This window comes from Tabrizicola fusiformis (assembly GCF_013328815.1).
In the GTDB taxonomy this organism is placed as follows: Bacteria; Pseudomonadota; Alphaproteobacteria; order Rhodobacterales; family Rhodobacteraceae; genus Fuscibacter.
In genome coordinates this window covers 22,552-34,456 of sequence record NZ_JABUHN010000016.1, presented here as the reverse complement: position 1 = coordinate 34,456, position 11,905 = coordinate 22,552, and the positions used below count along the sequence as shown (strand labels likewise).

The window sequence follows — 11,905 nt, the reverse complement described above, 5'->3', positions numbered from 1 at the left end:
TTCTGATTGCAGCAGAACGATGCAACTCAGCCCCGGAGACCACGCCATGACCACCCGCCGCGCCACCGACAACGTCAAAGCCCTCGAGGCCTTCATGACTACCAAGTTCCAGATCGACGCGATGCTGGAGCGGCTGAAGGCGCTGAGCGACGACCATTTCGAGACCCACCCCGACGAGATCAACTGGGGCGATGTCGGCACGCTGAACCATTACGCCAGCCTGCTGCGCCAGATCACCGACAGCGCCTTCAGGGAAGGCGAACACGCCGCCTGACCCGAACGCGATCCCAGCAAGCCCCGCGATGGCGGGGCTTGGCTTCGTAGAAGGGGGCGCATCCCGCGCGCCCGGCTGAACGGAAAACCCGATGTCCTATCAAACCCTGCTTCACGAACTGGCACCCGAGCTGAACCCCGCCGGGGTCGAAGCCTCGATGCGCTTGCACTTCGGCACCCTGAATCATCTGCCGCGCGAAATCTTCGCGGAGGAGGCGCGGCTCGCTGCCGATCTGGAACGCCAGTCGCCCGGCATCCTGCGCAAGATCGCCGAAAGCATGGGGCTCGCGGACGATTTTGCCAAATGGGAGGGCGAACATGCCGCTTGATCCCGCCGAGCGCCACCAGATCGAACAGGACGCCATCACTGCCGCTTGGGAGGCCGAACGCCTCGCAGCCTGCGACGACGCCATCGCCCTGCTGCGCGAGATCGCCGATCTGGACCGCGACGACGATGGCGACGTGATCATCGGCACGGATGCCGACGGCCACAACGACCTGATGTCGCGCATCACCGCCTTCCTTGCCACCCATGACCAATAAGGGAACGCCATGACCAAACTGACCGAAACCCAGACCATCATCCTCAACGCCGGGGCCCAGCGCCCCGACAACATCGCCCTGCCGCTGCCCAAGGGGCTGGCCGGGGCAGCGGCGAAGGTGGCCGTCAGCAAGATGATCGAACATGGCTGGCTGCAGGAGGTCGACGCCAACCTGCGCCGGAATGAACCGCTTTGGCGCGAGACCGGCGACGGGCACGGCACCACGTTGGTGGTCACCGACGCGGGCCTGCTGGCCATCGGGATCGACCCGGTGGTGGTCAAGACCGTAGTGGCGATCCGCAAGCATGCTGCCGAGGCGCCCGCTCTCAAGGCGCCAGTGATCCGGGATGGGACCAAACAGGCGATCCTGATCGCCATGCTGCGCACGCCGGAAGGGGCCACCATCGAGGAGATCATGGCGGAGACGGGGTGGTTGGCACATACCGCGAGGGGTGCCCTGTCCGGGGCTTTGAAGAAGAAGCTGGGCCTCGCGGTCACCTCGGACAGGGATGACGCGAGGGGCAGGGTGTACCGCCTCCCGGCGGCGTGACGCCGCTCTCATCCCGACAAGCCAGAACCGCCACCCCATCGGGTGGTGGTCGTCATTTCGGGCACCGGTTTGTTTCACGCCGCTGCCTCGTCCGTGGTCAACCGGCGCGCTGCCTTCTCCGTCGCCATTTCCCAGCGCCGCACGGCGACGTCGCAATAAATCGGGTCCAGTTCCATCGCGAAGCATCGCCGCCCAGCGCGTTCGGCGGCGACGATCTGGGTACCGGAGCCGCAGAACGGCTCATAGATTAGGTCGCCGGGATTGCTGAACGCCGTCAGCACCGCCTCGACCAGCGCCACCGGAAACACCGCCGGATGCGATCCGGCCGCACCCAGCCCGCCCTTGTGGCGCATGATGCGGAAGACAGAGTCCGGGATGCGGTGGCTCTGGATCGCGTTGCCGGTGCCGGTCTTGGCGTGCACGGTGCCGTCGGCCCCGCGCAGTCCACCGCCGCCGAGGGTTTCGCCCGCATGTTTGGACGGGACGGTTTTGTGCGGTTTGCGAGGGCTGCGGTTGAAGTGGAAAATGAACTCGTGCGACGGGGCGAGGCGGCCGTTCCAGTCGCCCGGCAAGCCCGGACCCTGATCCCACACATACCAGCCAAACCGCCGCCAACCAGATGCGCGCATCCACTCCACCCATCCTTCCCAATAGGGCTGCCACTCGCTGTCGCGGTGCACGAGGCCGAGATTGACCAGCAGCTGCGCCTCGGCGGTGACCGGCGCTGCAGCGAACACGCCCTGCATCAGCGCATCCCAATCGCCGACCTTTTCCTTCGCCGCCCCGTAGGCACGCTGCTGGGCATAGGGCGGCGAGGTGAACATCAGAGTGGCCTGTTCTCCCTGCATCAGCTTGGCCACGGCAGATCGATCGGTGGCGTCGCCGCAGCACAAGCGATGTTTGCCCAGCGCCCAGATATCGCCCGGCTTGGTGATCGGTTCGGCAGGTGGTTCGGGGATGGCATCGGCTTCATCGTCGTCGATCACCGTCCTGTCGTCGTTGCCCGCGTTCAGCAAGGCGTCCAGTTCATCCTCGGGTATCCCGATAAGCCCGAGGTCGAAATCCTCGGCCAGCAGAGCCTGCAGTTCCTGCAGCAGCATGGCCTCGTCCCACCCGCCCAGCTCGGTCAGTTTGTTGTCGGCGATGCGATAGGCCCGACGCTGGGCTTCAGTCAGATGGCCCAACACGATGACAGGGGCCTCGGACAGGCCGAGGTGGGCGGCCGCCAGGATGCGACCGTGGCCAGCGATCAACTCGCCGTCTGCGGCCACCAGTACCGGCACGGTCCAGCCAAACTCGGCCATGCTGGCGGCGATCTTGGCCACCTGATCGGCGTCGTGGATCTTGGCGTTGCGGGCGTAAGGTTTCAAGCGGGCTAGGGGCCAATGTTCGATCCGGCCCGGCAGGAGGGGCGCATTCATGCCGCAAGCCTTTTGGCCTTCAGGTCGGCGAAAGTCTCACCGGTGTCAGCCAAGACGGCATTGGCGCCGGTGAACTGCTGCCAGCGCTCGATAGCCACATCGACATAAGCCGGGTTCAACTCGATCCCGAAGCAGACGCGGCCCGTGGTCTCGGCGGCGATCAGGGTGGTGCCGGATCCCATGAAGGGTTCGAACACCGCCTGTCCCGGGCTGGAGTTGTTCAGGATCGGGCGGCGCATGCATTCGACCGGCTTTTGCGTGCCGTGCACGGTGGCGGCATCCTGGTCCTTGCCGGAGATGTGCCACAGCGTGGTTTGCTTGCGATCCCCCGCCCAATGGCCCTTGCCGGTCTTCTTGACCGCATACCAGCAGGGCTCATGCTGCCAGTGGTAGTCGCCGCGGCTAAGAACGAGGCGGTCCTTGGCCCAGATGATTTGCGACCGCACGGCGAAACCCGCTGCCACCAAGCTCTCGCCCACGGTCGAGGAGTGCAACGCACCATGCCAGACATAGGCCACGTCGCCGGGAAACAGCGCCCACACCTCGCGCCAGTCGGCCCGGTCGTCATTCAGCACCTTGCCGGTGCGTTTGGTCTTGGCCGCGCCCGCCTGATTGCGCCAGGACGGATCGTAATCAACGCCATAGGGCGGGTCTGTCACCATCAGCAACGGCTTCACGTCGCCGAGCAGCCGCCCGACCACATCTGCCGATGTGCTGTCACCGCAGATCAGCCGGTGCGATCCAAGCTGCCACAGGTCACCCGCCACCGACACCGGCGTGACCGGCGGTTCGGGAATGTCATCCTCCCCCTCGACCGCGCCGCCTTCGACCTGATCGGGATCGCGCAGCAGGGCGTCCAGATCCTCGTCGGTGATCCCCAGCAGCGACAGGTCGAAATCCTCGGCCAGCAGCCCCGCGATTTCGTCGCGCAGCATTGCCTCGTCCCACTCGCCCAACTCGGTCAGTTTATTGTCGGCGATCCGGTAGGCCCGGCGCTCGGCTTCGTCGAGGTGGCCGAGCCGGATCACCGGTACGTCGGTCAGCCCCAGCATACTGGCGGCCAACACCCGGCCGTGCCCGGCGATCAGTTCACCATCGTCGGCCACCAGACAGGGCACGGTCCAGCCGAACTTCGCCATGCTGGCCGCGATTTTGGCCACCTGATCGGTGCCGTGGATCTTGGCATTGCGGGCATAAGGGCGCAGCCGATCGAGAGGCCAGGTCTCGATCTGGCTCGGCGCAAACACCAGGTCCATCGGTTCGTTTCCATATGGGGCAGGGCGGGCAAGCCGATGCGCGCTGGGCGACGCCAGCGTCAGGATCGGGATCCGCGAGGTCGGGAAATCAAAAGCGCCCGCGAGGGGTGTCCTCCGGGCGCAATTCTTCGATGATCAATGGGTAGGTCAAGGGGGGCAGCTTTGTCAAATGAAAAATGCACGCGGATTCAATGGCTTCCCTGCAAGTGGCTTCCGCTGGCTGGCTTCCGGCAAGGTGGCTTCCGCAAACTGGATTCCCTGGATTCCGCAAAGAATCCAGCACGTTAAGATCGTGATTCCGCAAGCCTTTGATAATGAGTCGCTTTTCCCAAGATCAACCGTCTGGTGGATTCCGCCTGGATTCCCCGGTGAAACTGCCTGTCGCTAGCGAAACGCCGCGCTGCGCCCCCCCGCATACGTTATGGGCCGGGGAGGAACCATGCCAAGGGGGGCGCGCATAGTCCTTGCGTTACGCAGTGCGCAAAGCGTGACCAGTGGCAGCCCATTGCGAACCTTCGTGCCAAGCGTAACAGATATGACCAGCGCCACGCGCAGGCGTTCTGATTGCTAGCTTGCCGCCACCCTCAGTTTCCTCTATTTTCAACCCAGGTCTATCTGAAAGGACATTTCCGAATGCCCAACGATGACATCATGACCACGAAGGAACTCGCCGATTATCTCAGAATCGCGGAGAAGACGGCCTATCGGTTTGCCTCCGAGGGCAAGGTTCCTGGCTTCAAAGTTGGCAGTGCGTGGCGATTTCGTAAGGGCGAGATCGAACGCTGGATCGCCCAGCAGGAACAAGAGGGTAAACAGAAATGACCGGGCAACAACAGCGCGACGAACTTCACCGCCAGATCTGGGCCATCGCAAACGATGTACGCGGAGCAGTCGATGGCTGGGACTTCAAGCAATTCGTCTTGGGCGCGCTTTTCTATCGTTTCATCAGTGAGAACTTCACCACCTACATCGAAGGCGGCGATCCGGGCGTCAACTACGCCTCCATGCGTGATGCTGACATCCCCGCCGAGGTCGTCGATGATGCGGTGAAGACCAAGGGCTACTTCATCTACCCGTCGCAGCTGTTCAGGAACGTGGCCAAATCCGCCAACACCAACGAAAGCCTAAACACGGACCTTGCCGCCGTCTTCAAGGCAATCGAAGGCTCGGCCAATGGCTACCCATCCGAGCAAGACATTAAGGGCTTGTTCTCCGATTTCGACACCACCAGCAACCGCCTTGGCAACACCGTCGCTCAAAAGAACGACCGCCTCGCAAAGGTTCTCAAAGGCGTCGAAGGGCTCAGGCTCGACTTCGCGGATGCGCAGGGCGACCCCTTCGGCGATGCCTATGAATTCCTAATCTCCAACTATGCCGCCAACGCGGGCAAGTCGGGCGGCGAGTTCTTCACCCCGCAGCACGTGTCCAAGCTGATCGCGCAACTCGCCATGCATGGCCAAACCCGCGTCAACAAGATCTACGACCCCGCCTGCGGCTCTGGCTCACTGCTGTTGCAGGCCAAGAAGCACTTCGACGATCATATCATCGAAGGCGGCTTCTTCGGGCAGGAAATCAACTACACCACCTACAACCTCGCCCGCATGAACATGTTCTTGCACAACGTGAACTACGACAAGTTCAACATCCAGCACGGGAACACCCTGGAAGATCCGCATTTCCTGGATGACGTGCCCTTTGACGCCATCGTCTCGAACCCGCCCTATTCGGTGAAATGGAAGGGGTCGGATGACCCCACCCTGATCAATGACGAACGCTTTGCCCCCGCAGGCGTCTTGGCCCCGAAATCCAAGGCCGATTTCGCCTTCGTCCTGCACGCGCTGCATTACCTCTCGTCGCGCGGCCGCGCGGCGATTGTCTGCTTCCCTGGCATCTTCTATCGCGGCGGGGCGGAGCAGAAGATCCGCCAATATCTTGTCGACAACAACTATGTCGAAACCGTCATCGCGCTGGCGCCGAACCTGTTTTTCGGCACCACCATCGCGGTGACGATCCTCGTGCTGGCCAAGAACAAGACCGGCACCGACGTGCAGTTCATAGATGCCAGCGGAGAGACCTTCTTCCGCAAAAGCACCAACACCAACCTGATGGACGATCCCCATATCGCCGAGGTGCTGCGCCTGTTTGCCACCAAAGAGCCAGTGCCCCATGTGGCGCAGAACATTCCGCAGCAAACGATCATGGACAATGACTACAACCTGTCGGTCAGCGCCTATGTGGAGCCAAAGGACACCCGCGAGGTGACGGATATTGTCACCCTCAACGCCGATATTGCGACAACGGTGGCGCGGATCACCGATCTGCGTGCGCAGATCGACGCGATCGTGGCGGAGATCGAGGCGTGAGCGGTTCGGGGTATCTGGAGCGCCTGCTGGATGGGGCGGCGGTGGAGTGGGTGCCGTTGGGGGAGCTCGCAGAGCTTGTGCGCGGCAATGGCTTGCCAAAGTCAGACTTCACGGAAACAGGTGTCCCAGCCATCCACTACGGGCAAATCTATACCCATTACGGTATGTCTACGACGACAACGAAGTCATTCGTTGCGCCGGAAACCGCAGCTAGCTTAAAAAAAGTGAACTATGGCGACATCGTTATCACCAACACCAGTGAGAACTTTGAGGACGTAGCGACTCCGTTGGTCTATTTTGGCCATGAGCAAGCCGTAACCGGCGGACATGCCACGATCATCAAGCCGAGCAATTCGCTTTTGGCGATGTATTTTGCACACTTCACGCAAACGCCAGAGTTTGAAGGCGAGAAGCGCCGCTATGCCAAGGGAACGAAGGTCATAGATGTTTCTGCTGTGGATATGGCGAAAATTCTTATCCCCATCCCCTCCCCAGAGAACCCGCAGAAGTCTTTGGCGATTCAGGCAGAGATTGTGCGGATATTGGACGCTTTTACCGCGCTTACCGCAGAGCTTACCGCAGAGCTTACCGCAGAGCTTACCGCCCGCAAAACCCAATACAACCACTACCGCAACCGACTCCTCAACTTCGAGGGTGGGGATGTGGAGTGGAAGACACTGGGGGAGGTGGCGGTCATAGGAACCGGAAGCCGTAATACGGCTGACGCAGTGCCGAATGGCGAACACACTTTTTACGCTCGTGGGAAAGAGCAACTACGATTGAACAGCTTCGACTTTGATGAAATAGCAATCATCACGGCTGGCGATGGCGCTGGGGTAGGAAAAGTATTTCATTATGCAACGGGCAAATATGCCCTGCATCAACGAGCCTACCGAATAGTGCCAACGCAGCTAATGCTGCCGAGATATGTCTATCATTTTATTGTCGCCAAATTTTATGAATACATTCAGCGGGTATCCGTCAGCTCTTCAGTTACGTCACTTCGAATGCCTATGTTCCTCAACTTTCCGATACCCGTCCCGCCACTTGCCGAACAAGAGCGCATCGCTGACATCCTAGACAAGTTCGACACGATCTCCACATCTCTCACCGAAGGCCTGCCGCGCGAAATCGTACTGCGGCAAAAGCAATATGAATACTACCGCAATCTGCTGCTGAGCTTTCCCAAAGGGGATGAGGCATGACCAAAACCCTTGAGGAAATCGCCGAGCAACTGCGCGCTGCCAACAAAAAGGTCCAACTAATCTACGCCTTCAACGGCACCGGCAAAACCCGCCTGTCCCGCGCGATGAAGACCCTGATTGCCCCCAAGGTCGAGGGCGACGACACCCCCGCCCGCACCAAGATCCTCTACTACAGCGCCTTCACCGAAGATCTGTTTTACTGGGACAATGACTTGAAGGGGGATGGCCTGCCCAAGCTGGTGATCCAGCCCAACAGCTTTACCGACTGGATTTTGGTCGATCAGGGCCAAGAGGCGAACATCACCCGCGTTTTCCAGCACTATACCAAGGCCGCTCTGACCCCGACCTTCAACCAGCCTTATACCCGCGACAACGCGGACGGCAGCAAGACCGAGGTGAAGGCCTTTTCCGAAGTGACCTTCACCATCGAGGCAGGGGATGACGCGAAGACAGAGGCGTTCAAGATCTCGAAGGGCGAAGAAAGCAATTTCATCTGGAGCATCTTCTACACGCTGCTGGCAACGGTGGTGGAAGAACTGAGTATCGCCGAAGAGGAGCAGCGCGGGACAGATCAGTTTAACGCGCTGGAATATGTGTTCATTGATGACCCCGTCAGCTCACTGGACGAAAACCACCTGATCGAACTGGCCGTGAACCTTGCAGACCTGATCAAGCAGGCCCCCCCACAACTGAGGTTTGTCATCACCACCCATAGCCCGCTGTTCTATAATGTTCTGCATAACGAATTGGATTTGAAAAAGAAGCCCGCGAATGACGGCTGCTATTTGATGGAACGCCATGCCGACGGGAGCTTTACGCTCAACACCAAATACGGCGATGCCAACAAGAGTTTCACCTATCATCTGCATTTGCGGCGCATGTTGGAAGAGGCCATCGCGCAAGATAAGGTTGAGCGGTATCACTTTACCTTGCTTCGCAACCTTTATGAGAAGACCGCAGGGTTTTTGGGGCATGACAGATGGGGCGACTTGTTGAATACCGCTGAGGGCAACAAAGAAGCCTATGTGCGCCTGATCAACACCTTCAGCCACTCGCCTCTGTCAACCGAACAGGTCGCCGACCCTAACCCGCAACAGAAGAATACAGTCAAGCTCTTGCTCGATAACCTGATTAACAACTACGGCTATTGGAAACAGGAAGTGCAGGATGTCTGAGACTCTGACCCCGATCGCCGAGAGCAAGAATTTCATCGTTCTGGATGCATACAAGCGCATCGAAAGTGCCGCCAAGGGTTACCAGAGCGAAGACGATCTGGAGCGTGAACTGGTGCGGGATCTGGTCGATCAGGGCTATGAATTCCGTCCCGACATCACTTCGGCTCAGGCGATGCTTGCCAACATCCGCGTTCAGCTGCAGAATCTGAACAGTGTCGTCTTTTCAGATGTTGAGTGGCCGCGCTTCGTCGAGACATATCTGGACAGGCCCAGCGAAGGCATCATCGACAAAACCCGCAAGATCCAAGACGACCACATCCATGATTTTGTCTTTGACGATGGCCGGATTCAGAACATCCATTTGGTCGACAAACGCAACAAGGCCCGCAACAAGCTGCAGGTGATCAAGCAGTTCGAGCAAACTGGCTCTCATGCCAACCGTTATGATGTGACGATTTTGGTGAACGGTCTGCCAATGGTGCAGATCGAGCTGAAGCGGCGCGGCATTGCTATTCGCGAGGCATTCAATCAGATCCATCGCTATAGCAAGGAGAGCTTTAACAGCGAGAACTCGCTTTTTCGGTTTCTGCAGATGTTCATCATCTCGAACGGCACCGATACTCGTTACTTCGCCAACACTACGAAGCGCAACAAGAACAGCTTCGACTTCACGATGAACTGGGCACAATCCGACAACGGATTGATCAAGGATCTGAAAGACTTTACCGCAACCTTCCTGCAGAAACGCACACTTCTGGATATCCTGCTGCAGTATTCGGTCTTCGATGTCAGCGACACCCTGTTGATCATGCGTCCCTACCAGATCGCGGCGACAGAGCGCATATTGTGGAAGATCCGCAGCTCTTATCTGGCCAAGACCTGGTGCAAGCCCGAAAGCGGTGGCTTCATTTGGCACACGACAGGGTCAGGTAAGACTCTGACGAGCTTCAAAGCTGCCAGGCTGGCAACCGAACTCGACTTCATCGACAAGGTGTTCTTCGTCGTCGACCGGAAGGATCTCGATTACCAGACGATGAAAGAATATCAGCGGTTTTCCCCCGACAGCGTGAACGGTTCTGACAGCACCGCGGGGTTGAAGCGAAACTTGGATAAGGATGACAACAAGATTATCGTCACCACGATCCAGAAGCTGAACAATCTGATGAAGGCCGAGGCCGATCTGCCCATCTACGGCAAGCAGGTGGTCTTCATCTTCGACGAGTGCCATCGCAGTCAATTCGGTGAGGCACAGAAGAACCTGAGGAAGAAATTCAAAAGGTTCTACCAGTTCGGCTTCACTGGCACGCCGATTTTTCCGGAGAATGCCGCGGGCGCGGAAACCACTGCCAGCGTGTTCGGGCGCGAGTTGCATTCCTACGTGATCACTGACGCCATCCGCGACGAGAAGGTACTGAAGTTCAAGGTCGATTACAACGACGTGCGGCCGCAGTTCAAAGCCATCGAGAGCGAGCAAGACGAGAAAAAGCTAAGCGCCGCAGAAAACAAGCAGGCCCTGCAGCATCCTGAACGGATCAAGGAAGTTTCGCAGTATATCCTTAACAATTTTCGCCGGAAGACGCACCGGCTACAGGCGGGAAGCAGCGGCTTCAACGCCATGTTCGCGGTCAGCAGCGTGGATGCTGCCAAGCTGTACTACGAGACGCTGAACGCGCTGCAGGCCAACATCGACAAGCCCCTGAAGATCGCAACGATCTTCTCCTTCGCCGCGAACGAAGAACAGGACGCCGTTGGGGACATCCAAGACGAGAGTTTTGACGTTTCGGCGATGAACAGCAGCGCCAAAGAATTTCTGAATGCGGCGATCCGGGACTACAACGCGTATTTCAAAACGAGTTTCGGCGTCGATGGGCAGGGGTTTCAAAACTACTACCGAGATTTGGCGAAGCGCGTCAAATCCGGAGAAGTCGATCTGCTAATCGTTGTCGGCATGTTCTTGACCGGCTTTGACGCTCCGGCTCTGAACACCTTGTTCGTCGACAAGAACCTTCGATTCCACGGCTTGATACAGGCATTTTCCAGGACGAACCGCATTTACGACGCGACCAAGACCTTCGGCAATATCATCGCCTTCCGTGATCTCGAACAGGCGACCGTCGACGCGATCACGCTTTTCGGGGACAAGAACACCAAGAATGTTGTTTTGGAGAAGAGCTACGACGAATACATGAATGGCTTTCGGGATCAGGAAAACGGGAACACCCGACGCGGTTTCATCGATATCGTGAGCGAGCTTGAAACCCGGTTTCCGAACCCTTCAGCGATCGACAGAGAGTCTGACAAAAAGGCTTTTGTGAAATTGTTCGGCGAGTATCTTAGGGTCGAAAACATCCTGCGGAACTACGATGAATTCGCGGCACTGAAAGCTCTTCAGGATGTGGATACCCGCAATCCAGACGCCATCGACTGCTTCAAGGCAAAACACTATCTGAATGACGACGTGCTGCATGAAATGCAGAAAGTCAATCTGCCGTCTGAGCGCAAAACCCAAGATTACAGGTCCACCTACAACGATATCCGAGACTGGTTGCGGCAAGAAAAGAGCGCGGCCGACAAGGATAAGTCTGGTATCGACTGGGATGATGTGGTGTTTGAGGTTGATCTTCTCAAATCGCAGGAGATCAACCTCGAATATATCCTCGAACTGATCTTTGAGAAGAGCAAGAATTCGAAAGACAAGGTGGGTCTGATCGAAGAGGCCCGCCGCGCCATTCGTGCCAGCCTCGGCAACCGGGCGAAAGAGAGCCTAATCGTCGACTTTATCAACCAGACAGACCTTGATCGCCTCGACGACAAGTCAAGCCTGATCGAAGCGTTCTTTGCCTTTGCACGGGAAGAGCAGCGCCGCGAAGTGGACGAGATCATCACATCCGAAGATCTGAATCCCGAGGCGGCAAAACGTTACATCGAGGTTTCGGTCAAACGAGAGTTCGCGTCTGAAAATGGGGCTGACCTGAATGCCATATTGCCCAAAATGAGCCCGTTGAATCCTAGATTTCGGGGCAAGAAGGCGAGAGTATTCGAGAGGATTTCTGACTTTGTCGACAAGTTCAAGGGTGTCGGTGGTGAAATGTAAGGGCGGCGGTCTGCACACTGATGAGC

11 protein-coding genes are annotated in these 11,905 nt (G+C 58.3%); 9 read left to right on the top strand and 2 right to left on the bottom strand.

All coding sequences use genetic code 11. The features are described 5' to 3' along the window. Positions 1-46 precede the first annotated feature (46 nt). The 4 genes from HS053_RS18985 to HS053_RS18970 all read left to right on the top strand — a co-directional run bounded on the left by HS053_RS18985 (position 47) and on the right by HS053_RS18970 (position 1,365). Positions 47-274: a hypothetical protein gene (locus tag HS053_RS18985; RefSeq protein ID WP_174212825.1), complete on the top strand. Its 228-nt coding sequence runs from the start codon at positions 47-49 to the stop codon at positions 272-274. Between the two features lie 91 nt (positions 275-365). After that, positions 366-602 (top strand): hypothetical protein, encoded by a 237-nt coding sequence (locus tag HS053_RS18980; protein ID WP_174212824.1) that lies wholly within the window; start codon positions 366-368, stop codon positions 600-602. Next, on the top strand, positions 592-816 hold the full coding sequence (locus HS053_RS18975; RefSeq protein WP_174212823.1) for a hypothetical protein: 225 nt from the start codon (positions 592-594) through the stop codon (positions 814-816). Before HS053_RS18980 ends, HS053_RS18975 begins: the two co-directional genes overlap by 11 nt. Positions 817-825: 9 nt before the next feature. Further along, positions 826-1,365: a DUF3489 domain-containing protein gene (locus tag HS053_RS18970; protein WP_174212822.1), complete on the top strand. Its 540-nt coding sequence runs from the start codon at positions 826-828 to the stop codon at positions 1,363-1,365. A gap of 74 nt (positions 1,366-1,439) precedes the next feature. On the opposite strand, the gene HS053_RS18965 is transcribed toward HS053_RS18970, so the two are convergent. Continuing rightward, positions 1,440-2,786, bottom strand: coding sequence for a site-specific DNA-methyltransferase (locus tag HS053_RS18965; RefSeq protein ID WP_174212821.1), 1,347 nt, complete (start codon positions 2,784-2,786; stop codon positions 1,440-1,442). Further along, the gene (locus HS053_RS18960) at positions 2,783-4,042 is read right to left on the bottom strand and encodes a site-specific DNA-methyltransferase (RefSeq protein ID WP_174212820.1); all 1,260 of its coding nucleotides are present in this window, start codon (positions 4,040-4,042) and stop codon (positions 2,783-2,785) included. The genes HS053_RS18965 and HS053_RS18960 overlap by 4 nt, the downstream gene beginning before the upstream one ends. A gap of 633 nt (positions 4,043-4,675) precedes the next feature. Between HS053_RS18960 and HS053_RS18955 the strand changes: the two genes are divergently transcribed. From HS053_RS18955 to HS053_RS18935, 5 genes are read left to right on the top strand one after another with little or no spacing between them, the layout of a single operon-like run. Next, the gene (locus HS053_RS18955; protein ID WP_174212819.1) at positions 4,676-4,864 is read left to right on the top strand and encodes a helix-turn-helix domain-containing protein; all 189 of its coding nucleotides are present in this window, start codon (positions 4,676-4,678) and stop codon (positions 4,862-4,864) included. After that, positions 4,861-6,405, top strand: coding sequence for a type I restriction-modification system subunit M (locus tag HS053_RS18950; protein WP_174212818.1), 1,545 nt, complete (start codon positions 4,861-4,863; stop codon positions 6,403-6,405). The genes HS053_RS18955 and HS053_RS18950 overlap by 4 nt, the downstream gene beginning before the upstream one ends. Further along, a complete protein-coding gene (locus tag HS053_RS18945) occupies positions 6,402-7,610 on the top strand; it encodes a restriction endonuclease subunit S (RefSeq protein WP_174212817.1) in 1,209 nt (402 codons plus the stop codon). Before HS053_RS18950 ends, HS053_RS18945 begins: the two co-directional genes overlap by 4 nt. After that, on the top strand, positions 7,607-8,785 hold the full coding sequence (locus HS053_RS18940; RefSeq protein WP_174212816.1) for an AAA family ATPase: 1,179 nt from the start codon (positions 7,607-7,609) through the stop codon (positions 8,783-8,785). The genes HS053_RS18945 and HS053_RS18940 overlap by 4 nt, the downstream gene beginning before the upstream one ends. Then, positions 8,778-11,879: a type I restriction endonuclease subunit R gene (locus tag HS053_RS18935; RefSeq protein ID WP_174212815.1), complete on the top strand. Its 3,102-nt coding sequence runs from the start codon at positions 8,778-8,780 to the stop codon at positions 11,877-11,879. The genes HS053_RS18940 and HS053_RS18935 overlap by 8 nt, the downstream gene beginning before the upstream one ends. The last annotated feature ends 26 nt before the right edge of the window (positions 11,880-11,905 follow it).